Genomic DNA, 26,839 nt, shown 5'->3' with positions numbered 1-26,839 from the left:
CACTCGGTCGGCGTCGACTGGTGGCGTTCGGCGCCTCGCCGTGGGGGTCACCGGGTCGCCCGGACGAGCAGTTTGAGGTTGGCGAACGACTCGATCGTCCCGTCCTCGCGGGTTATCTCGAAGGTCTCCGCGGCACCGGGGGGCGCTTCCTCGAAGGCGGCGGCGACCCGCTCGCGGCGTTCGGCCGGCGCGTCGACGTTCGCGATCCACTCGTCGAACTCGAGGCGCTTGGTCACGACGCTCGACGTCTCGACGGCGAACCCGGCGTCCTCGAGCCACTCGATCCAGTCTGCGACCGCGTGTGACCGGACGTGCGTCGGGTCCCGGAGCCGCTCGACGGCGTTGAGGAAGTCGTCGAGAGCGTCGTCCGCGGGGGCGACGTTGTCCTCGAAGGCGAAGGTCCCGCCCGGTTCGAGGACGCGCGCGACCTCGTCGACGAACGCGGTCGGCGACGGGAAGTGGTGGGCGGCGATGCGGCAGGTCACCGCGTCGAAGCTCGCGGCGGCGAACGGCAGCCGTTCGGCGTCGCAGACGACGCCCTCGAGACCGGGGAACGCGGCCGTCGCCGTGGTCACCATGGCGGGCGCCGCGTCGGCCGCGACGACCCGGTCGACGCCGGCGTCGAGGAGCGCGCCCGCGGTGTGGCCGGCGCCGGTGGCGACGTCGAGCCCGCGCTCGGCCGACGCGCACCACCCGGCGAGCCGGTCCAGGTCGTCGCCGGCGCGGTGGACGTCGCTGTCGAGGTACTCGGCGGCGCGGTCCCCGAAGCGCGCCGCCGCGGACCGCTTTCGGTCTCTCGACTCTCGCATGTTCCGTCCGTCCGGTCGCCCGGCGAAAGGCGTTCCGGTCGGTTCACTCCCGGGATGTGTCGGTTCACCCTCGAGATGTGTCGGTTCGCCCCTGGGATTTTCGTGGCGGGCGGGCGTGGGGCCGGCATGGTCCGTCGATCGCTGCTGTACTGCCCGGGCGACGACCGAGAGATGATGGAGAAGGCTGTCGAGACGGCTGCCGACGCGGTCATCTTCGACCTCGAAGACGCCGTCGTCCCCGACGCGAAGGCCGAGGCACGGCGAACCGTCCGATCGATGCTCGACTCGCTCGACGACCCGGCGCCCGACGTCACCGTTCGTATCAACCCGTACGGCCGGTCCGGGCCGGAGGACGTGGACGCCGTCGTCGGCGAGGCCGATTCGCCGCCCGACGGCGTCGTGCTGCCGAAGGTGAACGGGGCCGAACCCGTCGAAGCGCTGTTCGAGCGTCTCGGTCGGCTCACGAACGAGCCCGTCGGCATCGTTCCGCTCATCGAGACGGCCGCGGGCGTCGTGGCCGTCGACGAAATCGCGGCGGCGTCCGGCGTCGACGCCGTCGCCTTCGGGGATCAGGACTTCACCGCCGACATCGGAGCGACGGTGACCGACGACAAAACCGAGTCGCTCTACGCGCGACAGCGGGTCGTCGTCGCGGCGGCCGCGGCCGGCGTCGACGCGTTCGACACCGTCTACACCGACATCCGGGACCTCGACGGGCTGCGAGAGCAGGCCGAGTTCGCCGCCGAGATCGGGTTCGACGGGAAACTCGCCGTCCACCCCGACCAGATCCCGGAGATCAACGGCGCGTTCACGCCCGGGGCGGACCAGCTCGAGTGGGCCGAGACGGTGCTCGCCGAACGGGAGCGCGCCGAGGAAGCGGGCGCCGGCGCGTTCACCGTCGATGGACAGATGATCGATCCACCGCTGATCGAGCGCGCGGAGACCGTCATCGAGCGCGCCGAGGCCGCCGGGATCCGCTGATCACCCGACGACGTCGACGGTCGCGTCGTCAGAAGACTTATTCGCCGCTACGGTCGTAAACTAGTGAAATGAACATGGAGTCGCGGTCCCCGACGAACGGTCCGGGTCCGGACGGCCGGGAGGGTCGCCCGTGACCGACCGACCCGCCCCGGACGGCGACCGTCGGACCGTCGGCCGGCGGACCGTCCTCGGCGCGCTCGCGGGCGCCGGGAGCGCCGCGGTCGCCGGCTGCTCCGGCTCGGAGCCGGACGACGCCGCGACGATCGACTTCGAACAGGAGCGGCTCGACGAGCTCGCGGCCCGGTTCGCGCCGACGCTGTACTTCGATTCCGCGGAACCGTGGTTCCCGACCGATCCGCGACCGTACGCGGCCGAGGAGGACGGCGAGACCGTCGTCGACGGCTTCGCGGCGTTCGACGGCTACCACGAGCGGTACGAGGAGGCGGGCGAGCCGCCGAACCCGACGGTGTTCTACAACGGGGTCCGGTACGAGGACTCGCCGCTCGCGGTCGTCCAGTTCTGGTTCTACTCCGCGTTCGACCAGTTCACCGCGAACTTCCACTGGCACGACTGGGAGGTCCTCCACGTGTTCGTCGACCTCGACACGGGCGACCCCCAGCTGTACGTCGCCAGCTCGCACTCCCGGAGCGTCCCGAACAACGAGTTCCTCGACCCCGACCCCGACGTGGTCCCGCGGATCCTCCCCGAGCTCGGCTCGCACTCCAGCACACTCTCGGTCAACGAAGACCCCGATCAGTTCCAGCGCGTCGGCGAGGAGGGGCTGCTCGCGGACATCACGAACACGACGATAGACACCGTCGAGGACCTCCTCGGGGTCCCGATCGCGTACGGGCTCCCCCGTGACGAGGGGATGCGGCTCCCGTTCGTCGTCCCCGAGTACGAGGGCGCGCCGATCTACGAGCACCCCGACCTCCCGTCGGTCACCGAGGGCTCCCTGGTCGACGGGGCGCTGACCGTCCGGTCGCTCGACGCGCTGCGGTCGCCGCCGACCGACCTCCCGCTCCGGGAGACGGGGGTCGCCTTCCGACACGCCGACCGCGAGGACCCGATCGCGGACGAGACCGTCGACGAGGTCGTCGGCTACGAGCTCGTCGAGAGCGCCGAGTTAGAGGATATCGCCGCGTTCACCGGACCGCAGCTCAGCTTCGAGTTCGCCGTCCCGGAGGTCGTCGAGGACGCCGTCGCGAGCCACATCACGACGACGGGCGTCCCGTGGGAGCAGCCCCGCTACGAGAACCCCGCGCTCGACGTCACCGCCGGGAACCACCGCGCGGAGCTCGCCGACCGGTACGAGGCGATCGCCGAGGACGAGTCGTACGGGGCCGAGGCCGCCGGCGCGCTCGACGCCGTCGTCGCCCGCGTCACGACGGCGACCGAGACCGACGAGGCCCCCGACGGCGAGGGGCTGACGACGACCGAGGCGAGCGTCGAGTCGTTCGTCCTGATCGAGAGCGACCCCGAGGCGGTCCCGACGTTCGCCGGCGGGGTCGCCGTCGCAAACGGGGTGCCCGAGGGCGACCACCGCCTCACGGTCAACGGCGCCGGCCAAGCCCCGCACAGCGAGCAGCTGACCGTCGCCGCCGACGAGCCCGTGACGACCGCCGGCGCCGAGGGCGAGATCCCGCTCGTCGCCCGCGAGAACGCGCAGAAGGTGGAGCTGTCGGACGCGGAGAGCGACGCCGACCTGACCCGGACCGCGGTCGAGGACGACTTCGCCGGCCGGATCTACGACTCCGCGATCGACGGGAGCGACGCGGTCTACGTCCACGCCGGCGGCGCCTACACGACCGAGGTCCGCGACGCCGACGACGAGGTCGGCGCGTACCGCGTGAACCCGGACCCGCCGGGGTCGGGGGACGACTCGGACGACGGAGACGACGGCGGGGGGCGCCCGCCGATCCGGATCGAGCGCCCGGAGACCGGGGCGGCCCCGCTCGCCGGCTACGTCGCCGACGTGGCCGAGGAAACCCGCGCCGCGGTCGCGGCCGCGGCGGCGGAAAGCGACGACGGCGACAGCGACGACGATGACGGCGGAACCGGCGGCGGGACGAACGGCGGCTCGGGCGGCGGGAACGACACCGACGGCGGCCCGACGAACGCGATAAACGGCCTCGAACGCGCGCTCGCCGCCGCGGTCGAGGCCGCGAGGAGAGCCGAGGAGCGCGCCCGCGAGGGCGACGGCGAGGGGACGGACCGTCAGCTCGAGAACGTCGCCGACCGGATCGCCCGGATCGAGGAGCGGCTCGCGGCGGCGCGCGAGGGGCTCCCGCCCGGGCTCGCGAACGCGACCGGGAAGCGGATCGAGCAGGCGACGAAACGCGTCGAGCAGGCCCAGAACGCCGGGAAGCTGTAGGCGGGCGACCCGTTTTCTCCTGCCCTGCTCCCGCCCGCAAGCCCGTGTGCCACGCCGCACCAGTGGATGGAAAGCTATACGACGCCGACCCGACCACGAGTATATAAGCAGATGTCTCAGGAGGGTTACGACCACAGCGCGGTCGAGAATCGGTGGCAGGAGGCGTGGGACGACGCCTCCGTGTATCACACGCCGGACGAGGCCGACGACCCGACGTACGTGCTGGGGATGTACCCGTACCCGTCGGGCAAGCTCCACATGGGCCACGTCCGCAACTACACCATCACGGACGCGTACGCCCGGTATCGCCGGATGCGCGGCGACGACGTGCTCCACCCGATGGGGTGGGACGCGTTCGGGCTCCCCGCCGAGAACGCCGCGAAGGAGCGCGACACCAACCCCCGCGACTGGACGTTCGACTGCATCGACACGATGAAAGGGCAGATGCGGTCGATGGGGTTCGGCTACGACTGGGACCGCGAGATCACCACCTGCACGCCGGAGTACTACAAGTGGAACCAGTGGCTGTTCAGCCGCTTCGCCGACGCCGACCTCGTGGAGCGGCGCGACGCCGAGGTGAACTGGTGTCCCTCCTGTGAGACCGTCCTCGCCGACGAGCAGGTCGAGGGCGACGCCGAGCTGTGCTGGCGCTGTGACACGCCCGTCGAGGCCCGCGAGCTGGACCAGTGGTTCCTGGAGATCACCGAGTACGCCGACGAGCTGCTGGAGGCCATCGACGACCTGGAGGGGTGGCCCAACTCGGTGCGCCAGATGCAGCGGAACTGGATCGGCCGCCAGTACGGGACGACGCTGGACTTCGAGGTCAGCGAGGCGCGAAGCGCCTCGAACGGACGCGGCGAGAGGACCGAGCCGCGGGAGTACGGCCCCGTCGAGGCGTTCACCACCCGCGTCGACACCGTCCACGGCGCGACGTTCTTCGCGCTCGCGCCGGACCACCCGATCAGCGAGGCGCTGGCGGCCGAGGACGACGCGGTCCACGAGTTCGTCCACCACGAGGCCGATCCCGAGGGCGACGAGCCGAACGGCGTCGAGACCGACCTCACCGCGACCAACCCCGCCACGGGCGAGGAGATCCCCGTCTTCGTCGCCGACTTCGTCCTCTCGGACGTGGGGACGGGCGCGCTGATGGCGGTGCCCGGCCACGACGAGCGCGACCACGCGTTCGCCGAGAAGATGGGCGTCGACATCGAACCCGTCGTCGCGCCGGAGCCGGACGACTGGGACGGCGAGACGGTCCCGGAGGCGCCCGACGTGAGCGAGGAAGCGTTCACCGACGACGGCGTCCTCGTCAACTCGGGCGAGTACAGCGGCCTCGACAGCGAGACGGCCCGCGAGCGGCTCACCGCTGACATCGAGAGCGCCGAAGAGAGCACCCAGTACCAGCTGCGCGACTGGGGGATCTCCCGCCAGCGCTACTGGGGCACCCCGATCCCGGTCGTCCACTGCGACGACTGCGGGCCGGTGACGGTCCCCGACGAGGACCTGCCCGTGGAGCTGCCGGAGTTCATCAACACTACCGGGAACCCGCTGGACGCCGCCGAGGAGTGGAAGGCGACGACCTGCCCGGAGTGCGGCGAGCCGGCCACCCGCGAGACCGACACGATGGACACGTTCGTCGACTCCTCGTGGTACTTCCTGCGCTACGTCTCGCCGGACCTCGACGACGCCCCGTTCGACTTAGAGCGCGCGAACGACTGGATGCCGGTCGACCAGTACGTCGGGGGCATCGAGCACGCCGTGATGCACCTGCTGTACTCCCGCTTCTTCACCAAGGTGCTGGCCGACGAGGAGGGGTTAGCGCACCGCGAGCCGTTCACGAACCTGCTGGCGCAGGGGATGGTCCAGCTGGAGGGCGAGAAGATGTCGAAGTCGAAGGGCAACGTCGTCTCGCCCCAGCGCATCGTCGACGAGTACGGGGCCGACACGGCGCGCCTGTTCATGATGCAGGCTGCCCAGCCCGAGCGCGACTTCGACTGGTCCGAGGAGGGCGTCAAGTCGACGCACCGGTTCCTCTCGCGCCTGAGCGATCTGGTCGAGGCGTACGCCGCGGGGGACGTGGCGGGTGACGAGGCCGCCGCGGACGGCCCCGGCGCGGCGACCGCCGGCCGCGATACGATCGACGACTACGTCGCCGACGAGGTCGACGCCGCCGTCGCCATCGCGGGCGACGAGTACGACGACCTGACCTTCAACGTCGCGCTCCGCGAGGCGCAGGACCTCGTGGGGACGCTCCGGAGCTACCGCGAGCACGCCGACCCGGACCCGGACACCTACGAGCGCGGGCTGGACGTCGCCGTCCGCCTGCTCGCGCCGGTCGTCCCGCACCTCGCCGAGGAGCTGTGGGAGGCGCTCGGCCGCGACGGGTTCGTCGTCGAGGCCGACTGGCCGACCGCGACGGTCGACCGGGAGACGGTCGAGAAGCGCCGCCGGCTGGTGGCGAACACCCGCGAGGACGTGCGCGACATCGTCGAGGTCGCCGGGATCGAGGACCCAGAGCGGATCGACGTCGTCGTCGCCCCCGACTGGAAGTACGACGCGCTGGAGATCGCGATCGACAGCGACGCCGACAACCTCATCTCCGAGCTGATGGGGGAGAGCCACATCCGGGAGCGGGGCGACGACGCCGCCTCCTACGGCCAGGACCTGCAGGCGAACCGCGAGGCGCTGCAGGCGACCCTGTCGGGCGACGACGAGTACGAGGCGCTGCGCGCGGCCGCGTGGCTGATCGAGCGCGAGTTCGACGCGCCGGTCCGCGTCGAGCGCGCCGCGGACGCCGACGACGCGGTGGTCCGGAAGGCGGAGCCGGGGCGACCCGCGATCGACATCGTCGAGTAGCGGCCCGGCGCCGTTTTTAAACCGAGGTCGGCCGCCCGGAAGCGATTAGTCGGCGGCGACACCCGATCGCGTATGGACGACCCCTACGCCCCCGCCCGCGACGCGCTCGACGGCGACGGGCTGGCCGGCGGCGCGAGCGACGGCGACGATGGCGACTCCGCCGGTTCCGACCCCGCCGTCCTCGCCGCCCGCCTCGACGACGCCGACCCGCTCTCCGCGTTCGCCGACCGGTACCGCGTGCCCGACGGCGTCTTATATATGGACGGCAACTCGCTCGGGCCCGCGAGCGACGCCGCCCTCGCGAGCCTTGACCGCGTCGTCGACGAGTGGCGCGACCGGCTCATCGCGGGGTGGACCGACGCCGACCCGCCCTGGTTCTCGGTCGGCGAGCGCCTCGGCGACGCGCTCGCGCCCCTCGTCGGCGCCGATCCTGCGGAGGTCGTCGTCGGCAACTCGATCACCGTCAACGTCCACACCTTGGTCGGCACCTTCCTCGACGAGCTGCTGGCGGGCAACGGCCCGGAGCGGGAGGAGATGGCACGGGCCGACGGCGAGTGGGACCGGAGCGTTGAGCCCGCCGTCCTCGTCAACGAGCTCGACTTCCCCTCCGACCACTACGCGATCCGGGCGCAGCTCCGGGGGCGCGGGATCGACCCGGACGAGAAGCTCCGGGTCGTGGAGAGCCGCGACGGGCGGACGATCGACCCCCGAGACGTCGAGGCCGCGCTGGCGGCGCACGACGATATCGGGATCGTCTTCATGCCGACCGCGCTGTACCGCTCCGGCCAGCTGTTCGACGTCGAGCGGATTACCGAGGCCGCCCACGAGGCGGGCGCGTACGCCGGTTTCGACGCGGCCCACTCCGCGGGGGCGGTCCCCCACCAGTTCGACGCGGCCGGCGTCGACTTCGCGGTGTGGTGCACGTATAAATACCTCAACGCCGGCCCCGGCGCCGTCGGCGCGCTGTTCGTCGCCGCGCGCCACCACGGGCTCACGCCCGCCCTGGCCGGGTGGTGGGGCCACGAGAAGGCGACGCAGTTCGAGATGAACATGACGTACACCCCCGCCGACTCGGCCGGCGCGTGGCAGATCGGGACGCCGCCCTTGCTGTCGGCCGCGCCCCTCGAGGGCTCGGTAGAGCTTCTGCGGGAGGCGGGGATCGACCGCCTGCGCGCCAAGTCGCTCGCCTTGACCGACTTCCTGATCGCCCTGGTCGACGACCGCCTCCCCGAGGTCGCTGTCGGCACGCCCCGAGAGCACGCCTCCCGCGGTGGCCACGTCGCCCTGGAACACCCCGACGCGGAGCGGCTGAGCGCGGCGCTCAACGACCGGGGCGTGGTCGTCGACTTCCGGCCCCCGAACGTGGTGCGGGTGTGTCCGGCCGCGCCGTACACCTCCTTCGCCGACGTGTTAGCGGTCGTGGACGAGATCGAGGCGATCCTCGAGTCCGGGGCACACGAGGCGTACGCGACGGGCGAGGGCGGTGTGACGTAGGCGACGGGGGATCCCCGAATCGGCACCGATTAAACCCTACCTGTCTAATCGATGAGTATGAGAGAGCGGCAGGAACCGACCGTGGAGTCCGGTTCCGACCCCGTGGCCGACGGCGCGGACAGGGGTATCTACGAGACGATCTTCTGTGAGATGGAAGACGCGGTGTTCCTGATCGACGTCGAGGAGGCGGGCGGCTCCTACAACTTCCGGTTCAGTCGGACCAACGCCTCACACCAACGGCTCACCGGGATCTCGCTCGAGGAGATACGCGGCAAAACGCCGCGGGAGTTGCTGGGCGACGAGCAGGGGGCGTCGGTCGCCGAGAACTACCGTCGCTGCGTCGAGACCCGCGAGACGATCGAGTACGGGGAGTCGCTCGCGCTGCCCGGAGGACGGAGGGAGTGGCAGACGAGACTGAGCCCGGTCATCGAGGACGGGTCGGTGACGCGGGTCGTCGGCGTCGCTCGGGACGTCACGGAACAGAAAGAGCGGGAACGGACGCTCCAGCAGATCAAAGACCGGCTCGAACTCGCGGTCGAAGGCGCCCAACTCGGCATCTGGGACTGGGACATGACCACCGACGAGGTCGAGTTCAACGAGCAGTGGGCGGAGATGCTGGGGCACTCGCTCGACGAGGTCGAACCGCACCTCGACGCGTGGGAGCGGCGCGTTCACCCGGACGACCTCGGCCCGGTCGAAGACGCCCTGTCGGAGCACATCACCGGGGAAACCGCGTACTACGACACGGAGCATCGGATGCGTACCGCGGCCGGCGAGTGGAAGTGGATCCGCGACGTGGGAAAGGTCGTCAAGCGCGACGAGGACGGGGAGCCGGTGCGGGCGGTCGGCATCCACCTCGACATCGACGATCAGAAGCGGCGAGAGGAGGACCTGGAACGCACGCGGGCGCTGATCGAGCGGACCCAAGAGAGCGCGTCGATCGGCTGGTGGGAGGTCGACCTGGTCGACGAGTCGCTCACATGGAGCGACGAGGTGTATCGCATCCACGGGGTGCCCGTGGAGGAGCCGATCGAGCTGGAGGAGGCCATCGAGTTCTACCACCCGGACGACCGGGCGGCCATCGAGACCGCGGTCGACCGACTGATCGAGGAGGGAGAGTCGTACGACCTCGAACTGCGGATCGTCACGGCGTCCGGGCAGACCCGGTGGGTCAGGGCGATCGGCGATCCGCAGTTCGACGACGCGGGAGACGTCGTCGGTGCGTTAGGGCTGTTCCAAGACATCACGGAGCGGAAGGAGTACGAGATCGCCCTCGAGTCGACCCGCGAAGAGCTTCGGAAGATCATCGACCTCGTGCCGGACCTGGTGTTCGTGAAGAACCGTGACGGCGAGTACCTCCTGGCCAACGAGGCGACCGCGGAGGCGTACGGAAAGACGCCAGAGGAGGTCGAGGGGCGCTCGGAGGCCGATATCATCCCCGACATCGAGGACTCGTCCGAGTTCCGGCAGGACGACTTAGAGGTGATCGAGTCGGGCGAACCGAGGTCGATCGGGGAGGAGACGCTGACGACGGCGGACGGCGAAACACGCATCCTGCAGACGACGAAGATCCCCTACAAGGTTCCGGAGACGGGGGAAGACGCCGTCTTGGGATACGCCCGCGACGTGACCGAACTCAAGGAGTACGAGCGGACGCTCGAGCAGCAGCGGGACAGCCTCACCCTACTCAACCAGGTCGTTCGCCACGACATTCGGAACCAGCTGATGGTCGTCGAGTCGTACACCGAACTGCTCGAGGACTCGCTGCCCGACGACCAGAGCCGGACGTACGCGCGGACGGTCATCGAGGCGGCGAAGCAGGCGACGGAGATCACGGAAACGGCCAAGGACGTCACCGACGTGCTGCTACAGGTCGGCAGCGGCCGGAACCCGGTGAGCCTCCGCGACGAACTCTCCGGGCAGATCGAGAAGGTTCGCACGGATCGGGACCGGGCGACGGTCTCCGTCGACGGGGACGTCCCCGACGTGACGGTGTGGGCTGACGACCTGTTGGAGTCGGTGTTCCGGAACCTGCTGACGAACGCGGTCGTCCACAACGACAAGGACGTGGCCGAGATCGCGGTTTCGACCCGCCTCACGGACGACGCGGTGCGCGTGTCGATCGCCGACAACGGTCCCGGGATCGAGGATAAACACAAAGAACAGATCTTCCAAGAAGGCGAGAAGGGCCTCGAGAGCGGCGGGACGGGGGTCGGGCTCTACCTCGTCAAGACGCTCGTCGACAAGTACGGGGGCGACGTCTGGGTCGAGGACAACGAGCCGACGGGCAGCGTGTTCGTCGTCGAACTGCCCCTCGCCGACTGAGGGGACGGGGGTCTCACCGCGGACGCGGGCGGCGCCGACGTGTCGGGGGCAGTGCTGGCCTGTCACGGGCAGTGCTGACCTGTCGGTGGCGACGCTAGCCTGTCACGCAGACCTCGCACAGCGACGGGCTTAATCGCCCGAGCGCCCAACGTCCGACGATCAGCTAATGGCGGAACCGTCGGGCATGGACGCGTTCGCGCACCTCGGGAGCGAGGTCCGGTCGGCGCTCTCCGAACAGGGCTTTTCCACGCCGACGGAGCCGCAGCGCGAGGCGATCCCGCCGCTCGCGGCCGGGAAGAACGCCCTCGTCCTCGCGCCGACGGGGACCGGAAAGACGGAGACCGCGATGCTCCCCGTCTTCGACGCGATCGTCGGCGCCCGCGATGCACCCGGGGACCAGCCCCGCGAGGGGATCTCCGCGCTCTACATCACGCCCCTCCGCGCGCTCAACCGCGACATGATGGACCGGCTGGAGTGGTGGGGCGACCGACTCGGCGTCGAGGTCGCGGTACGCCACGGCGACACCACGCAGTACGAGCGGTCGAAGCAGGCCGACGACCCGCCCGACGTGCTCATCACGACGCCGGAGAGCCTGCAGGCGATCCTGACGGGCTCGAAGATGCGGCTCGCCTTGGAGGACGTGGCGCACGTCGTGATCGACGAGGTCCACGAGCTGGCCTCCGCGAAGCGCGGCGCCCAGCTGACGGTCGGGCTCGAACGCCTCCGGCGCGTGGCGGGGCCGTTCCAGCGGGTCGGGCTCTCCGCGACCGTGGGGACGCCGGAGGAGGTCGGGCGGTTCCTCGTCGGGAGCGGGACGCGCGACCCGAACCGCGAGGGCGACCGCGAGTTCGAGATCGTCGAGGTCGCCGCGGGGACGCGCACCGACGTTCGCGTGCTCGACCCCGAAATTACGGACCGAGATACGACCCTCGCCGGCGAGCTGGCGGTCGACGAGACGACCGCGAGCCACGTCCGGACGATCCGGGAGATCGTCGCGAATCACGACTCGACCCTGATCTTCGTCAACACGCGACAGACCGCGGAGGCGCTCGGCTCGCGGTTCAAGGCGCTCGCGGAGCGGGAGGAGAAAGACGAGGGACTCACCGACCCCACCGAGATCGAGGTCCACCACGGGTCGCTCTCGAAGGACGTGCGGATCGACGTCGAGGACCGGTTCAAGGCGGGGGAGCTCGACGGGCTCGTCTGCACCTCCTCGATGGAGCTCGGCATCGACGTGGGGCGGGTCGACCATGTGGTCCAGTACGGGAGCCCGCGGGAGGTCGCCCGGCTGCTCCAGCGCGTCGGGCGCGCGGGGCACCGCCGCGACCTCGTCTCCGAGGGGACCGTCGTGACGCAGGGCGGCGACGACACGCTGGAGGCGCTCGCGATCGCCCGGCGCGCCGACGCCGAACTCGTCGAGCCGGCGGCGATCCACCACGGCAGCCTCGACACCGTCGCGAACCAGATCGTCGGCGTCGTGATGGACGAGGGGGAGGTCCACGCCCGCGAGGCGTACGAGGTCGTCACGAACGCCTACCCGTTCCGGGACCTCTCGGAGCCGGAGTTCCAGGAGATCGTCCGGGAGCTCGACGGCAACCGCCTGCTGTGGCTCGACGAGGAGTCGGACACCCTCGAGAAGTCCGGGGGGACGTGGCAGTACTTCTACGCGAATCTCTCGATGATCCCCGACGAGTCCACCTACGAGGTGTACGACATGTCCTCTCGGCGCGGTATCGGCACCCTCGACGAGCGGTTCGTCGTCAACTTCGCCGGCCCGGGCGAGACGTTCATCCAGCGCGGCGAGATGTGGCGCATCACCGAGGTCGACGAGGAGGAGGAGCGCGTGAACGTCACGCCGATCGCCGACCCCGCGGGCGAGGTGCCCTCGTGGATCGGCCAGGAGATCCCGGTCCCGAAGCCCGTCGCCGAGGAGGTCGGGCGAATTCGGGGCGAGGCCGCCGAGGCGCTCGCGGCGGGATCGACCCCCGAGGCCGTCGCGGCCGACCTCGCCGAGCGGTACCCCGCCGACGAGCGGACGATCGCGAGCGCCCTGCAACCGGTCGTCGACCACGTCGACGCCGGCCATCCGGTCCCGACGGACCGCCGGGTCGTGATCGAGGGGAGCGCCCGCACCGTCGCGGTCAACGCGGCCTTCGGCCACGAGGTCAACGAGACGCTCGCGCGCCTCCTCGCGGCGCTCGTCGGCCAGCAGGCGGGCTCGTCGGTCGGGATGGACGTCGACCCGTACCGGATCGAGTTCGAGGTCCCCCACGGGGTCGACCCCGGGACCTTCCGCGAGGTGTTGGAGACGACCGACCCCGACCGGCTGGAGGCGTACCTCGAGCTCGCCCTGAAGAAGTCGGACGCGCTCAAGTTCACGCTCGCGCAGGTCGCCGCGAAGTTCGGCGCCGTCAAGCGCTACCGCGAGGGGAAGGGGCGGTTCGGCGGCGACCGCCTGCTCGCGGCGCTGGAGGGGACGCCCGTCTACGACGAGGCGCTCCGCGAGGTGTTCCACGCCGACCTCGCGGTCGCGGAGACGGCAGAGCTCTTGGAGCAGATCCAGGACGGGTCGTTGGGCGTGGAGATCGCCCGCGAGCGCACGCCGCTGGGGACCGCCGGCCGCTCCGCGGGGACCGAGTTCCTCGTCCCGGAGAACGCCGACGCCGACGTGATCGAGACGATCCGCGAGCGCATTCGGAACGACCGGGTGATCCTGTTCTGTCTCCACTGCGCCGACTGGCGGCGCACGACGAAGGTGCGGCGCGTCCGCGACCAGCCGGAGTGCCCCGACTGCGGTTCGACCCGCGTCGCCGCGCTGAACCCGTGGGACGACGAGACCGTCGCGGCGGTCCGCGCGAGCGAGAAGGACGAGGAGCAGGAGCGGCGGACGGAGCGGGCGCATCGGGCGGCGAGCCTCGTCCAGACGCACGGGAAGCGCGCCGTGATCGCACTGGCGGCGCGCGGGGTGGGGCCGCACAACGCCGCGCGGATCATCAACAAGCTGCGCGAGGACGAAGACGAGTTCTACCGCGACGTGCTCCGACAGGAGCGTGAGTACGCGCGGACGCAGTCGTTCTGGGACTAGATCGAGATTCGGGTGTGGGAGATATTTATAAGTGGAACCGTGAGGTGGTCAGCCATTTATAAGTAGTCGTTCGCAGATCGACGGCGAACACCTCCAAAGCCCCAGCCGCGACGACTCGCGCGGCTTGCTGCGCTCCTCAGTCGCTCACGGTGCTCGCTCCCTTCGGTGCTTACTGCGCCGTGCGTCGTCCTCGCGGCTGCCCCTTTGAGTCCCGCCCCGCACAGCACCGCACCTCACGCCTCCCCAGCCTCGCCGCTCGCTCGGGGCTCCCTTCGGTCGCCCGCATCGCTCGCGGCGTCCCTCGCACGCGCTCCTCGTGGCCGCCGTGGGCGGCCACTCGGAGGCGCGCGCCACCGCACATCTATTTATAAGTAGTCGCCGCCGTCGATAGCCGATTCGCCCCCTATTCGTCCGGGTACTTCGGCTCGCGGCGCTCGGCGCGCTCGGTCGCGCGCTCGATGACCTCGCGGACCGTGTCGGGGCCGTCGCTCGCGCGGTAGACGTCGCCGTGGCCGGGGTACATCGCCTCCACGGTGTCCGGGAGGACGTTGAGGATGGTGTGGAGGCTCTCGATCAGGTCCTCGCGCGACTGGCCCGCCATGTCGGTGCGGCCGAAGGACCCGTCGTTGAAGGCGCCGTCGTTGTACACGACCACGTCGCCGGAGTAGATCCGCTCCTCGCCCACCAGGGCGACGTGGTCGTCGGCGTGACCGGGGCTCTCGACGACCTCGCAGGGCTCGTCGCCGACGAGGATCTCGTCGCCGTCGACGATCCCCACGTCGCGTCGCGGGTGCGCGGCGTTCGCGTAGAGCGTCGCGTCGAACCGGTCGAGCACCGCGTCGAGCTCGCCGACGTGGTCGTGGTGCTGGTGGGTCAACACGACCCGGTCCAGCCCGTCGACGCCGGCGTCGTCGAGCGCGTCGGCGATGACGTCGTCGACGCCCGGCATCGTGCCGGCGTCGACCAGCGTCGGCGCCTCGCCGGGCACGAGGTACGCGTTGCAGGTGAACTCCTCCGCGTCGGCAGTGACGGTGATCGGCTCCATACCCACACGAGGGCGGTCGCGGCGTAAAAACGTGTACGCCGCGGCGAGACGGGACGCCCCGCTCGCGGCGAGACGGGACGCCCCGCTCGCGGCGAGACGGGACGGAGACGCCGCCGTCGCCCCCGGGCCTGATCCCGGCAGGGGATTTATCCGTTACGCTCTGTTAGTATCAGATACATATGGGCTTCGGAAGCTACGACGAATCCGAACAGGAGAACCAAGACCTGGACGCGGATTTCGACGACGAGGACGGAGTCCGAGCGGCCGAGGAGGTACACGAGGGCTCCGTCGACTACGAGCCCGGCGCCTCCAACGACGAGCTCCTCGACCGGCTCCAGGAGATCAAGTCCGAGGAGAACTGACGGGGTGACGGCGCCGAGCCGGACGCTCGGGATCGCTTTCTCTGACGGCGACCGAATCAGCCGGCTAGCCGGCGCCGTGGTCAGATCCGACGGGACCCTCGACGGGCTCGCCTTCGAGCGCTGCGCCGTCGGCGGCACCGACGCGACCGACGCCGCGATCGCCCTCTTCGACGCGCTCGACCGCGAGGACGTCCGCCACGTCGCCTGCGCCGGGATCGCCCCGGCGTGGTTCAACCTCCTCGACCTCCACCGGCTTCACGAGGCCCTCGATCGGCCCGTCTACGCCGTGAGCTACGAGCCGAGCCCCGGGCTCGGACCCGCGCTCCGCGAGGCGTTCGACGGCGACGCCCTCGACCGCCGTCTCGACGTCTACCGCTCGCTCCCGCCGCGCGTTCGGGTCGAGCGCGACGGGGAGTCTGACGAGGAGCGCGCGGGCGACCCCCTCTTCGTCCGCGCGGTCGGCATCGGCGACGACCGCGCGGCGGCCGCCGTCCGCGAGCTGGTCCGGGAGGGGTTCCGCCGGCCCGAGCCGCTCCGGCTCGCCGCGATCGCGGCGAGCGCGCACCGCGAGGCGACCGCGAGGGAGTAGCGGGCCGGGGGCGCGGCCGCGGCGGCGCGGGGGGACCGCGAGACGCCCCCCGTGGATATATATCGCCCGCGGCCGACCGCCTCCGCATGAGCGACGACTCCTCGTCGGACGGCGGCGACTCGGACGACCCCGCGCCCGGCGTGACGTTCCGCGACCGCGATCGACTCGTCCGGACGCCGGCCCATGGCGTCGCCCTCGACTGTCTCGCGGCCGGGATCGCGGCCGCGCGCCCGGACCGACTAATCGAGAGCGCCGTCTCCGTGCGCGACGGCACCCTCCGGATCGAGGGGGCCGAGACCGGTTCGGACGGCGGGAACGGCGGTGGCGTCGGCGAGTACGACCTCGCCGACTACGACCGCGTGGTCCTGCTCGGAGCGGGCAAGGCGTCAGCCGAGGTCGCCGCCGCGCTCGCCGGGGTGCTCGCCGACAGCGACCGCGAGATCGCCGAGGGCGTCGTCGTGACCGAGGACCCCGAGACCCGACCGTCGACGGCGGGAGTCGAGGTCCTCCCCGGCGACCACCCGGTCCCGAGCGACGCCGGCGTCGAGAGCGCGCGGCGCGTGCTCGATCTGGCCGAGCGCGCCGGCCCGGACGACCTCGTGCTCGCCGCGATCACGGGGGGAGGGAGCGCGCTGCTGGCGGCGCCCGCCGACCCGATCTCCCCGGACGACCTCCGCGAGCTGACCGACGCGCTGCTCGCCTGCGGCGCGTCGATCGACGAGATCAACGCGGTCCGCAAACACTGCTCGGCGGTGAAGGGCGGCCGGCTCGCGCGGACGGCGGCCCCCGCGACCGTCGTTACGCTCGCGATCAGCGACGTGATCGGCGATCCCCTCGATATTATCGCGAGCGGCCCGACCGTCCCCGACCCCTCGACCTACGCGGACGCGCTGGCGGTGCTGGACCGCTACGACCTCGCCGTCCCGGACTCCGTGCGCGATCGTCTGCAGGCGGGGGCAGCGGGCGAGCTCGCGGAGACGCCGACCGCGGGCGACCCGGCGTTCGACCGCGCGCGGTCGTTCGTCGTCGGCAACGGGCGGACGGCGCTGGACGCCGCCGCGGAGGCCGCCGCCGAGCGCGGATACGAACCCCTAGCGCTCGCCGCTGGGGTCCGAGGCGAGGCCCGGGGCGCCGGGACCACCCACGCCGCGATCGCCGAGGAGTGCGCGGCCCGCGGGTCGCCGGCCGAGCCGCCCGCCGTGCTGCTCTCGGGCGGGGAGACGACGGTGACGCTCGGCGACGCGGAGGGGACTGGCGGGCCGAACGCCGAGTTCGCGGCGAGCGCCGGCCTCGCGCTGGCGGGGGGGCCGCTCGGCGGGGGCGACGGGAGAGAGGACGACGAAGGGGAGACCGCGCCCCGGATCGTCGTCGCGAGCGCCGACACCGACGGGATCGACGGCCCCACCGACGCCGCGGGCGGGATCGCGGACGCGACCACGCTGGACCCGGACGCCGCCCGCGACGCGCTCGACCGACACGACGTCTACCCCCTACTCGACGAGGCGGACGCGCTGCTCCGCACCGGCCCGACCGGGACGAACGTCAACGACCTGCGCGCGATCGTGATCGAGGCGGCCGACGGGGAGTGACCGGGACCGCGGAGCGACGCGTTCGACGTGAATATCGCGACATCGACGTGCGGGGCGTTCACGCGTCGCATTCGGTTGCTGTACGTTTTTGCGGCGCCCGGGACAACGATCCGAGAGATGACGCCCGAACTCGACGATATCGACCTCGGCACCGTCCCGCTCGGCCGGACCGGGCTCCGGACGAGCGAGCTCCAGCTCGGCACGTGGCGGTTCGGCCGCGTGACCGAGGCGGGGAACGTGGAGATCGACGAGGCGCGCGCCCGCGAGCTGCTCGACGCCTACGAGGCCGCCGGCGGCCGGTACGTCGACACCGCCGACGTGTACGGGGGCGGCGACTGCGAGCGGTGGATCGGCGACTGGCTCGCCGACCGCGACCGCGAGCGCTACACGATCGCCTCGAAGGTGTACTGGCAGATCCGCGACGGCGACCCGAACAGCCGCGGGACGAACCGCAAGAACGTCCGCCACCGCGTCGACGCCCTCTTAGACCGGCTCGACACCGACTACCTCGACGTCCTCTACATCCACCGCTGGGACGACGAGACGCCGGCCCGCGAGCTGATGAAGACCCTCAACGGGCTCGTCGAGTCCGGGAAGGTCCACTACATCGGCGCCTCGACGCTCCGCCCGAACGCGTGGAAGGTCGCCCGCGCCAACGCCATCGCCCGGAGCGAGGGCTGGGAGCCGTTCACGGTGCTGCAGCCGCGCTACAACCTCGTCGACCGCGAGGTCGAGGGGGACTACCTGGAGTTCGCCCGCCAGCGGAACCTCGCCGTCTCCCCGTGGAGCCCGCTCGGGCAGGGGTTCCTGACCGGGAAGTACGACCGCGACGAGGACCTCCCGGAGGAGTCGAGGGCCGCGGAGTCGAGTCGCTTCCAAGCGGCGTACCTCACCGAGGAGAACTTCGCCGTCCACGACGAGCTCGACGCCGTCGCCGACGAGGTCGACGCCTCGCCCGCCCAGACCGCGCTCGCGTGGCTCGCGCACCGCGACGGCGTCACGGCGCCCATCGTCGGCGCGCGCACCGTCGACCAGCTCGCGGAGAACCTCGCGGCCGCGTCGATCGACCTCTCCGACGAGCAGGTCGAGCGTCTCACCGCCGCGAAGCCCGGGCCGTACGACGAGTTATAAGGCGCGGCGTCGGTCCACTCCGACTCTACCGGTCCGCGCAGTACTCGACGAAGTTCCGCAGAATTTTGAGCCCCGTCTCCCCGCTCTTCTCGGGGTGGAACTGCGTGCCGAACACGTTGCCGGCGTCGTTGGCGACGACCGCGGGAAAGTCGACCCCGTAGTCGGCGGTGGCGACGACCGCGCCCGGATCGTCGGGCGCGGCGTAGTACGAGTGGACGAAGTAGGCGTACTCCCCCGCTACTCCCTCGACGATCGGGTGGTCGCGCTCGACCTCGAGCTCGTTCCACCCCATGTGCGGGACTTTCCGGTCGACGTCGAACCGGACGTTGGTGCCGGGGACCAGATCGAGCCCGGTCACCTCGCCTTCCCCCTCGTGGTCGGCCTCCTCGCTGGACGTGAGCAGCATCTGCATCCCGAGGCAGATCCCGAAGAGGGGGCGGCCCGCCTCGGCGTGGTCCGTCAGCGCCTCGCGCAGCGGGCCGGCGTTCTCCATCCCCTCGCGGAACGCGCCCACGCCGGGGAGGACGACGCCGTCGGCGGCCGCGAACGCCTCGGGGTCGTCGGTGATCTCGACCGACGCGCCCGCGCGCTCCAGCCCGCGGGTCGCCGACCGGAGGTTCCCGAGCCCGTAGTCGACCAGAACGACGTCCGCCAGCGTCTCCGCGGGCGGCTCGAAGGTGCTCATACGTCCCCTCCGAGGGGGACGGAAAAGTCGGTTTCCCTTGCGACAGTCGGCGGGCGACGGCGCGAGCGGGCCACGGAGGGCGTGCCCGCGACCGGGTCAGTACTCGCCGAGCCGGGACTGACCGTCGCCGCCGTCTTCCCCTCGGCTCCCGACCCCGCTCAGCTCGCTCGCTCGGGCGATCGTCTCGAAGAAGCCGTCGCGCTGGCTCCGGTCGTACAGCGTCGCCGCCGGGTGGACCGAGAGGAGGACGCGCCGCGACGCGCCCGCGATCCGGGCGTCGACGACTGCGCCCGACTCCGACGTGATCGCCACCGACCGGTCGAGCAGGTGCTCGCTCGGCACTTTCCCCAGCGTCACGATCAGTTCGGGGTCCAGGCGGTCGATCTCGCTTTCGAGGTGGCCGCGGCAGTTCGCCAGCTCCTCGGTCGTCGGGTCGCGGTTGTCCGGGGGGCGGCACCGCACGCAGTTGGTGATGCGCACGTCCGCCCGCGCGAGGCCGGCGTCCCGTAGCGCCTCGTCGAGCACGTCCCCCGACCGCCCGACGAACGGCTCGCCCTGCTCGTCCTCGTTCGCGCCCGGCCCCTCACCGACGAACAGGAGGTCGGCGTCGGTCGGCCCGACGCCGTCGACGATCTGACTCCGCGACTCGACGAGCGCCGGGCAGCGCTCGCAGGACGGCACCCGGAGCTCGGCGTCGAGCGCGTCCGCGTTCTCGGTCATGCGATCCGATCCGGGCGGCGGCGACATAAGTCCGTCCGCCCGGCCCGCACGGGACGGGCGTCCGACCGCCCGATCCGCGCCGGACGGGACGTCAGTCCGCGCCCGACGTCGCCGCGTTCGGCCCAGATTCGGTCGGTGCCGCCCCGACGTCGCCGTCCGGCACCGAGCCGCCGCTCGTCTCCGAGCTCTCGCCCGCCGCCAGCGTCTCCACGTTCGCGAACGCGAAGCCCGCGAAGCCGACGCGCAGGAGCAGGTCGAGGTACTCCAGCGTCACCGTGCCGGTGAACGCGTCGAGCAGCCCGGCGATCTGGAACATCGCCCACGCGATGAGGACCCCGAAGGCGAACAGTACGAGGTTCCGGGTCTTCTTGTAGAACAGCTCGCGGGCCGGCGGCTGGCGCGACGCCGCGCCCGCGATCGGCCCGAAGTAGAGCCAGACCAGCGCGACGTAGCCGACGAGGATGGTCCCGGTGCCCGCCAGCGCGAGGGGCCCCGCGAACACCTCGGCGACGTCGTAGCCGACCCGCATCGCGACGATGAGGGCGACCACGGCGCCGACGTACCGCCGGCTCGTCCCCGCCACGAACGCCGCGAACCCGAACAGGAACGGGTACGCCACGTAGTCGGTGAGCACCTGTCCGCCCTCCAGCGTGCCGTTCGCGACCGAGAACGTTCCGATACCGGCGCCCCACAGCCCGATGCCGACGGCCGCGGCCGCGACGACGGCGACGAACGGGTAACAGTACCGGCGCAGGGCCGGCGGCTTGCGGCGCGCGAGCGCGAGCAGGACGACGGCGGAGACGGCGTAGATCCCCGCGGACGCGAACCGAACCGCGGACGGCTCAATCATCGGCCGTCACCTCCGCGTCGGCGGCGGCGCCCGGCTCGGCCGCCGGTCCGGCGCCCTCGTCCCGCCGCGTCTCGAACTGGTCGAGCCGCTGGGAGAGCGACGCGGTCCGCTCCGAGAGCGCCGTCGCCGTCTCGGCGAGGTCGCCGACGGTCTCGGCGGTGTCGTCCGCGGTCTCCGCGAGCGACCGCGCGCGGTCCGCGGCGTCGGTGGCCGAGGCGTGGACCGACTCGACGCGCGCCGCGACGGACTCGATCCCCTCCGCGCCCTCGTCGGTCGCCCGCGCGATGTCGCCCATCGCCACGTCCACGTCCTCGACGGTCCCGGTGAGCTCCTCGATCGCGTCGCCGGCCGCGCGGACCGCCGCGGTCGTCTCGTCGAGCTCCCCCATCGTCCGGTCCATCTCGCCGGCGACCGCGGAGACGTCCTCGGTCACCTCGGCGATGGTCGCTTCGATCTCGGTCGTCGACTCGCGGGTCTCCTCGGCGAGGCCCTTCACCTCGTCGGCGACGACCGCGAACCCGTCGCCGTCCTCGCCCGCCCGCGACGCCTCGATCGACGCGTTCAGCGCGAGGATGTTCGTCTGCTCGGCGATGTCAGAGATCACGTCGGTCGTCTCCGCGACCCCGTCCATCCGGTCGTCGAGCCCGGCCACGAGGTCGTCCAGCTCCGCCAGCAGGTCGCCGATCGCGACGATCGCCTCGACCGCCTCGGTCGCGCGCTCCTCGCCCCGCGTCCCGAGCTCGGCGGCGGCGGTCGCGTCGCCCGCCACCTCGTCGGTCGTCGACGCGATCTCCTCGACGGTCGCCGAGAAGTCGTCGGTGTCCCTGGCCGTCTCGCGCAGCCGGTCGGTCTGCTCGTCCAGCTCGTCGGCCAGCGCCCGCATCTCGGCGGCCACCTCCTCGTTCATGCCGGCGACCTCGTCGGCGCGCGTCGCCATCTCCTCGCTGGTGGACTCCACGTCGCTCGCGAACGACTGGATGTCGTCGACCGTCTCCGAGAGCCCGCCCGTCATCTCGTTGTAGGCGGCGGTGATGCGCTCGATCGCGTCGACCTCGCTCTCCTCGGGGAGTCGCCGCGAGAGGTCGCCGTCGGCCGCCCGTTCCATGGCGCCGCCGATCGTCTCGGCGCGGTCCAAGAGCGCGTCCGACATCGCCTCCGCCTCCCGGCGGGCCGCCTCCGCCTCCGCCTCGGCGCGTTCGGACTCGGCGACGGCGTCCCGGAGCGACCGCCGGGTGTCGTCGAAGGCGGCGAACAGCCGACCGATCTCGTCGCCCCGGTCGGAGGTGGCGCGGGCGTCGAAGTCGCCGCGGCCGACCGCCTCGGCCGTCTCCGTCAGCCGCCGGAGCTCGACGGCGACGTTACCGATCAGGACGATTCCGAGCAGTCCGAGATTCAGCGTGACGACGACCCCGACCGAGATCAGCGCCGCGGTCGCGGCCGCCGCCGTGCCGGTCGTCGCGACGTGGGCCACGAAGAGCGCGACGAAGCCCAGCGTCGCCGCCAGGGTCAAGAGCACGGCCGCCCCGACGCGTCGGCCGTACCGCGTGGTGATCGAGTTCAGCATCTGTTGTTCGGCCGGAGAAAACTGCCCTATTTAGGAGTAAAGGCCAAATTACACGTTCTGATAATTCGGCCGGTCGGGTAGGCGGGCGAGGTAGGCGAGGCGGGGCGAGGCAGGTGGGGCAGGCGAGAGAGGCGGGCGAGACGAACGAGGCGAAGCGAGCGAGGCGGACGGGATGGAATTCCGGGCCCCCCGTCGGGGGAGCCGGTCGGACCGAGGGCCGGTGTTTTTCCCGCGACCGCGCCACCCACGACCATGCCCAGCGTCAGCGACACCTACATCGAGAACCGCCAGCGGGTCCAGCCGACTCACACGAACAACTACGAGTCGGCCCACGGGGGCAACGTCGTCAAGTGGATGGACGAGATCGGCGCGATGTCGGCGATGCGCGCCGCCGGCGAGACGTGCGTCACGGCCAAGATCAACGGGCTCGACTTCAAGCGACCGGTGCCGCAGGGCGACACCTGCATCGTCGAGTCGTACGTGTACGCGGTCGGCCGGACGAGCCTCCGCACGCGGATCCGCGCGTTCCGCGAGTCGCCGCGCACGGGCGAGCGGGAGCTGACGACGGAGTCGTACTTCGTGTTCGTCGCCGTCGACGCCGACGGGAGCCCGACGCCGGTCCCCGAACTGGAGGTCGCGGGCGAGCGCTGCCGCGAGCTTCGCGACGAGGCGCTCGCGGCCGAGCCGGAGGAGGAGCGGTAGGCGAAGCGCGGTCTTGCTCCGGAGGCCGGGAGCGACACGCCCATGTGAACTCGGTGTCATCGATCGGATATGCGGAGAACCGTCGAAGTCCTCCTCGCGGGCGCCGCGGCGGCCGGCGTCGCGATCGGGCTGTTGGTCACGGTCGGCGCGTCCACGACGCTGATCCCGACCGGCGCGCTCGGCGCGGCGATCCCGGTAGCGCTGATCTACGTCGTGGTGACGGCGGACAGCAGTGACGGGCTCGGGTAGACCGCTCCTCGACGGCGTCCCACCGGCTCCGTCACCCGGGCCCTGACGGCCCGTCGAGCGCGACGAGCCTCGGTGCGACCCGCGGGTCAGTAATCCCCGAGCACGCCGAGCCGCCGCGCCCGACGCGTCGCGTAGTGGAAGACCACGTAGCCGCCGAGCAGGTAGCCGACCGCGACGGCGACGAGGAGGCCGAGGTCGCCGAGGCCGAACTCCCACAGTCGGACGCCGTCGACCATCGCGCGCTGGAGCATCGCGCTCCCGTGGGCAAGGGGGAGGAACCGGGTCCACGGCGCGTCGAGGACGGGCGCCGAGATCAGGGCGACGAAGCCGAACTGCAGCAGGTTCAGCCAGTTGCCGATCCGCTTGTACAGCACCGTCACGCCGCCGGCCGCGAAGCCGAGCCCGAGCACCGAGGTGATCGCGAGCCCCGCGACGGGGACGACGGTGAGCGGGTCGAGGCTGAGTCGGGTCCCGGTGAGCAGCAGCATGACGGCGAGGATCACCGCGCTCGTGAGGAACGTCCGGACCACCTTCGCGACCCCCTTCAGGAGGGCGACCGGCGCGAAGCCGAACGGCGTGGTGATGTGCCGCTCTAAGGTCCCCCACTGCACCTCGCTGCCGATGTCGTTCGACACCGACGAGTAGGCGCCGACCGACAGCGTCCACAGGAAGTAGCCGACGATGATCCCCGACAGCGAATCCGTCAGCGCCTGTCCGGCCAGCAGCTGCCCGCCGTAGAAGAGAACGCCGAAGAAGAACAGCGCGACGACGATCCCCCCGATCGCGTTCGCCGGGTACCGGACGAAGATGAGGTACTCGCGGTAGAGGACGGCCCGCGCGAGGTGGTAGTAGGTGGCGGGCCGCGGCTCGTCGGCGGAGTCGACGGCGGCCGACGCCGGAGCGCTCCCACCGTCGGAAGCGGCCGAGCCGTCGCGGTTCACGGCGACCGCCCCCGAGAGTCGGCGGTCGCGGGACCGGCCTCGCCCGCGTCGCCCGCGTCGCTCCCGCCCGCCTCCATCCCGGTGAGATCGACGAACACGTCCTCCAGCTCGGGGCGAACGGTCCCGATGTCCTCCACCGTGACACCCGCCTCGCGGAGCGCGTCCATGAGGTCGTAGAGGGCGTCGCCCGCGGCGGCGACCTCGACGGCCGTCGAGCCCGGCCCGTCGCGGCCGACCGCGCCGAGCCCCGTCTCGACTCCCCGCACGTCGAACCGCTCCCGGAGGCGGGCGACGACCGCGTCGTCGATGTCGGCGCTGACGACGCGGACGGCGTCGCGGTCGGTCCCGGAGAGGAGCGCCCCGACGGCGTCGTCGGCGACGATCCGGCCGTTCGCCATCATCACGACGCGGTCGCAGACGTCCTCGATGACGCCCATGTCGTGGCTGCTGAGGACGATGGTGAGCCCCTCCTCGCGCGCGAGCCGGCGGAGCTCCCGGCGGAGCGTCCGGGAGCTCTCGACGTCGAGTCCGAGCGTCGGCTCGTCGAGGAAGACGAGCTCCGCGCCGCCCGCGAGCACGCTCGCCAGCGACACCTTCTGTTTCATCCCCCGCGAGAGCTCCCGGACCGGGGTGTCGGCCTTCTCCGTCAGTTCGAGCCGGTCGAGCAGCCTGTCGTGCCGGGCCCGGACCGAGTCCGGGTCGACGCCGGCGATCGTCGCGAAGTACCGCAGGTTCTCGCGGACGGTCAGCCGCCAGTAGTCGTTGCGCGCGCCCTCCAGCATTGCGTCGACGTCGGCGTACGCCGCCCGACGGCCGTCGCCCACGTCCGTGCCGAACACCCGGACCGAGCCGGCGTCGGGGAGGACGATTCCGAGCGCGCACTTGATCAGGGTCGTCTTGCCGGCCCCGTTCGGGCCGAGGAGGCCGACGATCGAGCCGCGCTCGACGGTCAGGCTCACGTCGTCGACCGCGAGCACCGACTCCGCGCCGTCGCCGAACCGCTTCGAAACGCCCTCGATCGCGAGCGCCGCCGGAGAGGGATCCGCCGAATCGTCGGGGCGGGACCCGTCGCGCTCGCGGGGCGGGTCGCGGTCGCTCGCCGCGCTGCGTGCCATTACCGCCGGTACGTGCCGAGCGCGGATATATCCGCGTCCGGCGGCTACCGCACCGCACGCGATGGACCTCGACCGATTCGCCGCCGACGCGCCGACCGACGACGCCCCTGACGACGCGCGGGTCTGCGTCGTCGCGACGCGACCGGACACGTTCGAGCGCTGCCGCGAGGGGTTCTACCCCGCGCCGCGGTCGTACGACCGCACCCGCGTCGACTTCGACTACATGGCCTTTTACCGGACCGCGCCGGTGTCGGCGGTCACCCACTACGCCCGCGTCGTCGACCGGGCAGAGCAGACCCGCGGCGAGCCCGGCCCCATGGACGAAACCGACTGGGAGGCGCTTATCGACCCCTTCTCCGAGGAGCGGGTCGTCGTCGTCTTCGAGTTCGGGGAACTGGTCCCGCTCGACTCGCCGGTCGAGAACGACGCGAACGGGGTGCGGGGGGCCTGGTACTGCACGGTCGACGACCTCCGCGAGGCGGCGACGCTGTCCGGGCTCTGCGACCGATCCGAGACCTGACTGGCCGGTCGAGATCGCGGGTTGCGTTACGATCCGCTGTGACTGATAGGTTAGAGCGGCGTCGCTGAATACAGCGCGCGAGTCTTACACGATGACTCGGTCGGTTCGAGGCTGTTCAGTGCGGTCAGTTTGGGTGACTCACTGAACAAACCACGTACCAAGAATCGGCGACTGATCGCCTCAAGGGACCCATAGATCGTCCGGTTCACTTGCTCTAGTCGGATTCGTTGGTAGCCGTCGATTCGACCGGGAAGACCTGCGTGTCAGGTGCGTCGAGTGGACTGTCCGAGCCGGTCAGCCACACGGTGAGGTAGACGACGCAGGCCGCGATGACAGCAATAGGAAGCTGGAGAGTGAAAACGCCGTAAATGAGTGTGACGGTGATCGTTGCGCGAGTGGCTGTCTTTCGGTTGGTACCTCCGTAGTACGCGAATATTGCGACGACGAAGGACGCGATCGCAACGCCCGTGCCGAGAAGGAGTTCTTGGGTGATAATCACCGAGTAAAGGAACGCAGTGACACCAAGCAAGACGAATGCTGCTACAAGATGGACACGTTTCAGGGAGGGCATGCAACTGACGTTCTCCACGATATATTAAAAAATGGGTGTTCTCAATTTGGATAGAGACTGAACACCGCGATTGCAGTAGTAGATACGCAGCCACACTGAGCAGCTAATTCAGCTGAAAGTATCTGAAAGAAACGAAGCCGCTGCGCTGACTGCACTCTCTGTATCGGTCAGGCAATTACTGACAGAACTGGAGTGATTGCGGCAGCACGTGCTGAGTAGAGGGCGCGAATCGGGCAGAAGACACTTGCCAGACTACCCCCGGAGCTGAACTGTTACCGGGTA

22 protein-coding genes are annotated in these 26,839 nt (G+C 71.2%); 13 read left to right on the top strand and 9 right to left on the bottom strand.

Going from position 1 to position 26,839, the window contains the following annotated elements; translation table 11 throughout:
* Positions 1–47: 47 nt before the first annotated feature.
* On the bottom strand, positions 48–809 hold the full coding sequence (locus B4V06_RS10865; protein ID WP_123113913.1) for a class I SAM-dependent methyltransferase: 762 nt from the start codon (positions 807–809) through the stop codon (positions 48–50).
* A 126-nt stretch (positions 810–935) separates the two neighbouring features.
* Between B4V06_RS10865 and B4V06_RS10860 the strand changes: the two genes are divergently transcribed.
* The 6 genes from B4V06_RS10860 (at position 936) to B4V06_RS10835 (ending at position 13,924) form a co-directional block, all read left to right on the top strand.
* Positions 936–1,790 (top strand): HpcH/HpaI aldolase/citrate lyase family protein, encoded by an 855-nt coding sequence (locus tag B4V06_RS10860; RefSeq protein WP_123113912.1) that lies wholly within the window; start codon positions 936–938, stop codon positions 1,788–1,790.
* A 130-nt stretch (positions 1,791–1,920) separates the two neighbouring features.
* On the top strand, positions 1,921–4,164 hold the full coding sequence (locus tag B4V06_RS10855; RefSeq protein WP_123113911.1) for a hypothetical protein: 2,244 nt from the start codon (positions 1,921–1,923) through the stop codon (positions 4,162–4,164).
* 111 nt (positions 4,165–4,275) lie between these two features.
* Complete coding sequence (gene leuS, locus B4V06_RS10850) at positions 4,276–7,020, top strand: leucine--tRNA ligase (RefSeq protein ID WP_498169808.1); 2,745 nt, start codon at positions 4,276–4,278, stop codon at positions 7,018–7,020.
* Positions 7,021–7,092: 72 nt separating this feature from the next.
* Positions 7,093–8,514 carry a kynureninase gene (kynU, locus tag B4V06_RS10845; RefSeq protein ID WP_498169805.1) on the top strand — a complete coding sequence of 474 codons (1,422 nt, stop codon included), beginning with the start codon at positions 7,093–7,095 and terminating at the stop codon, positions 8,512–8,514.
* Between the two features lie 57 nt (positions 8,515–8,571).
* Positions 8,572–10,839, top strand: coding sequence for a PAS domain-containing protein (locus tag B4V06_RS10840; RefSeq protein WP_498169803.1), 2,268 nt, complete (start codon positions 8,572–8,574; stop codon positions 10,837–10,839).
* 166 nt (positions 10,840–11,005) lie between these two features.
* Positions 11,006–13,924, top strand: a complete 2,919-nt coding sequence (locus tag B4V06_RS10835) for a DEAD/DEAH box helicase (RefSeq protein ID WP_498169800.1) — start codon at positions 11,006–11,008, stop codon at positions 13,922–13,924.
* A gap of 403 nt (positions 13,925–14,327) precedes the next feature.
* On the opposite strand, the gene B4V06_RS10830 is transcribed toward B4V06_RS10835, so the two are convergent.
* Entirely contained in the window at positions 14,328–14,969 is a 642-nt protein-coding gene (locus B4V06_RS10830) for an MBL fold metallo-hydrolase (RefSeq protein WP_498169797.1), read from the bottom strand.
* A gap of 179 nt (positions 14,970–15,148) precedes the next feature.
* On the opposite strand from B4V06_RS10830, the gene B4V06_RS10825 reads away from it, so the two are divergent.
* The 4 genes from B4V06_RS10825 (at position 15,149) to B4V06_RS10810 (ending at position 18,640) form a co-directional block, all read left to right on the top strand.
* Positions 15,149–15,331 carry a DUF5786 family protein gene (locus B4V06_RS10825; RefSeq protein WP_094522147.1) on the top strand — a complete coding sequence of 61 codons (183 nt, stop codon included), beginning with the start codon at positions 15,149–15,151 and terminating at the stop codon, positions 15,329–15,331.
* A 4-nt stretch (positions 15,332–15,335) separates the two neighbouring features.
* Positions 15,336–15,920, top strand: coding sequence for an endonuclease dU (locus B4V06_RS10820; RefSeq protein WP_123113906.1), 585 nt, complete (start codon positions 15,336–15,338; stop codon positions 15,918–15,920).
* An 86-nt stretch (positions 15,921–16,006) separates the two neighbouring features.
* Complete coding sequence (locus tag B4V06_RS10815; RefSeq protein WP_498169793.1) at positions 16,007–17,509, top strand: glycerate kinase type-2 family protein; 1,503 nt, start codon at positions 16,007–16,009, stop codon at positions 17,507–17,509.
* 117 nt (positions 17,510–17,626) lie between these two features.
* Entirely contained in the window at positions 17,627–18,640 is a 1,014-nt protein-coding gene (locus B4V06_RS10810) for an aldo/keto reductase (RefSeq protein ID WP_123113904.1), read from the top strand.
* A gap of 25 nt (positions 18,641–18,665) precedes the next feature.
* Here the strand turns inward: B4V06_RS10810 and hisH are convergent, their stop codons facing one another.
* From hisH to B4V06_RS10790, 4 genes are all read right to left on the bottom strand, one after another.
* The gene (gene hisH, locus B4V06_RS10805) at positions 18,666–19,325 is read right to left on the bottom strand and encodes an imidazole glycerol phosphate synthase subunit HisH (RefSeq protein ID WP_498169790.1); all 660 of its coding nucleotides are present in this window, start codon (positions 19,323–19,325) and stop codon (positions 18,666–18,668) included.
* Positions 19,326–19,421: 96 nt separating this feature from the next.
* Positions 19,422–20,045, bottom strand: a complete 624-nt coding sequence (locus B4V06_RS10800; protein ID WP_123113902.1) for a uracil-DNA glycosylase — start codon at positions 20,043–20,045, stop codon at positions 19,422–19,424.
* Positions 20,046–20,136: 91 nt separating this feature from the next.
* Positions 20,137–20,895 carry a G protein-coupled receptor family protein gene (locus B4V06_RS10795; RefSeq protein ID WP_123113901.1) on the bottom strand — a complete coding sequence of 253 codons (759 nt, stop codon included), beginning with the start codon at positions 20,893–20,895 and terminating at the stop codon, positions 20,137–20,139.
* Positions 20,888–22,459, bottom strand: a complete 1,572-nt coding sequence (locus tag B4V06_RS10790; protein ID WP_498169785.1) for a methyl-accepting chemotaxis protein — start codon at positions 22,457–22,459, stop codon at positions 20,888–20,890. Before B4V06_RS10790 ends, B4V06_RS10795 begins: the two co-directional genes overlap by 8 nt.
* Positions 22,460–22,711: 252 nt before the next feature.
* Between B4V06_RS10790 and B4V06_RS10785 the strand changes: the two genes are divergently transcribed.
* Positions 22,712–23,161, top strand: coding sequence for an acyl-CoA thioesterase (locus B4V06_RS10785; protein ID WP_123113899.1), 450 nt, complete (start codon positions 22,712–22,714; stop codon positions 23,159–23,161).
* Positions 23,162–23,230: 69 nt separating this feature from the next.
* A complete protein-coding gene (locus tag B4V06_RS10780; protein ID WP_498169783.1) occupies positions 23,231–23,410 on the top strand; it encodes a hypothetical protein in 180 nt (59 codons plus the stop codon).
* An 86-nt stretch (positions 23,411–23,496) separates the two neighbouring features.
* Here the strand turns inward: B4V06_RS10780 and B4V06_RS10775 are convergent, their stop codons facing one another.
* Entirely contained in the window at positions 23,497–24,351 is an 855-nt protein-coding gene (locus B4V06_RS10775; RefSeq protein ID WP_498169781.1) for an ABC transporter permease, read from the bottom strand.
* On the bottom strand, positions 24,348–25,466 hold the full coding sequence (locus B4V06_RS10770; RefSeq protein ID WP_498169778.1) for an ABC transporter ATP-binding protein: 1,119 nt from the start codon (positions 25,464–25,466) through the stop codon (positions 24,348–24,350). Before B4V06_RS10770 ends, B4V06_RS10775 begins: the two co-directional genes overlap by 4 nt.
* Before the next feature lie 61 nt (positions 25,467–25,527).
* On the opposite strand from B4V06_RS10770, the gene B4V06_RS10765 reads away from it, so the two are divergent.
* The gene (locus tag B4V06_RS10765; RefSeq protein WP_123113895.1) at positions 25,528–25,986 is read left to right on the top strand and encodes a DUF8743 domain-containing protein; all 459 of its coding nucleotides are present in this window, start codon (positions 25,528–25,530) and stop codon (positions 25,984–25,986) included.
* 214 nt (positions 25,987–26,200) lie between these two features.
* On the opposite strand, the gene B4V06_RS10760 is transcribed toward B4V06_RS10765, so the two are convergent.
* Positions 26,201–26,557, bottom strand: a complete 357-nt coding sequence (locus B4V06_RS10760; RefSeq protein ID WP_123113894.1) for a hypothetical protein — start codon at positions 26,555–26,557, stop codon at positions 26,201–26,203.
* Positions 26,558–26,839: the final 282 nt, after the last annotated feature.

The sequence above is a fragment of the Halorubrum sp. B53 genome (assembly GCF_059752395.1).
This window is presented reverse-complemented; position numbering and strand designations above follow the sequence as displayed.

Excerpts from the sequence above, each read along its gene's own strand:
- B4V06_RS10865 (WP_123113913.1), bottom strand. The coding sequence starts at position 809 with ATGCGAGAGTCGAGAGACCGAAAGCGGTCCGCGGCGGCGCGCTTCGGG.
- hisH (WP_498169790.1), bottom strand. The coding sequence starts at position 19,325 with ATGAGCACCTTCGAGCCGCCCGCGGAGACGCTGGCGGACGTCGTTCTG.
- B4V06_RS10765 (WP_123113895.1), top strand. The coding sequence starts at position 25,528 with ATGGACCTCGACCGATTCGCCGCCGACGCGCCGACCGACGACGCCCCT.
- B4V06_RS10760 (WP_123113894.1), bottom strand. The coding sequence starts at position 26,557 with ATGCCCTCCCTGAAACGTGTCCATCTTGTAGCAGCATTCGTCTTGCTT.
- B4V06_RS10790 (WP_498169785.1), bottom strand. The coding sequence starts at position 22,459 with ATGCTGAACTCGATCACCACGCGGTACGGCCGACGCGTCGGGGCGGCC.
- kynU (WP_498169805.1), top strand. The coding sequence starts at position 7,093 with ATGGACGACCCCTACGCCCCCGCCCGCGACGCGCTCGACGGCGACGGG.
- B4V06_RS10825 (WP_094522147.1), top strand. The coding sequence starts at position 15,149 with ATGGGCTTCGGAAGCTACGACGAATCCGAACAGGAGAACCAAGACCTG.
- B4V06_RS10800 (WP_123113902.1), bottom strand. The coding sequence starts at position 20,045 with ATGACCGAGAACGCGGACGCGCTCGACGCCGAGCTCCGGGTGCCGTCC.
- B4V06_RS10780 (WP_498169783.1), top strand. The coding sequence starts at position 23,231 with ATGCGGAGAACCGTCGAAGTCCTCCTCGCGGGCGCCGCGGCGGCCGGC.
- B4V06_RS10770 (WP_498169778.1), bottom strand. The coding sequence starts at position 25,466 with ATGGCACGCAGCGCGGCGAGCGACCGCGACCCGCCCCGCGAGCGCGAC.
- B4V06_RS10785 (WP_123113899.1), top strand. The coding sequence starts at position 22,712 with ATGCCCAGCGTCAGCGACACCTACATCGAGAACCGCCAGCGGGTCCAG.
- leuS (WP_498169808.1), top strand. The coding sequence starts at position 4,276 with ATGTCTCAGGAGGGTTACGACCACAGCGCGGTCGAGAATCGGTGGCAG.
- B4V06_RS10795 (WP_123113901.1), bottom strand. The coding sequence starts at position 20,895 with ATGATTGAGCCGTCCGCGGTTCGGTTCGCGTCCGCGGGGATCTACGCC.
- B4V06_RS10860 (WP_123113912.1), top strand. The coding sequence starts at position 936 with ATGGTCCGTCGATCGCTGCTGTACTGCCCGGGCGACGACCGAGAGATG.
- B4V06_RS10840 (WP_498169803.1), top strand. The coding sequence starts at position 8,572 with ATGAGAGAGCGGCAGGAACCGACCGTGGAGTCCGGTTCCGACCCCGTG.
- B4V06_RS10830 (WP_498169797.1), bottom strand. The coding sequence starts at position 14,969 with ATGGAGCCGATCACCGTCACTGCCGACGCGGAGGAGTTCACCTGCAAC.
- B4V06_RS10810 (WP_123113904.1), top strand. The coding sequence starts at position 17,627 with ATGACGCCCGAACTCGACGATATCGACCTCGGCACCGTCCCGCTCGGC.
- B4V06_RS10835 (WP_498169800.1), top strand. The coding sequence starts at position 11,006 with ATGGCGGAACCGTCGGGCATGGACGCGTTCGCGCACCTCGGGAGCGAG.
- B4V06_RS10815 (WP_498169793.1), top strand. The coding sequence starts at position 16,007 with ATGAGCGACGACTCCTCGTCGGACGGCGGCGACTCGGACGACCCCGCG.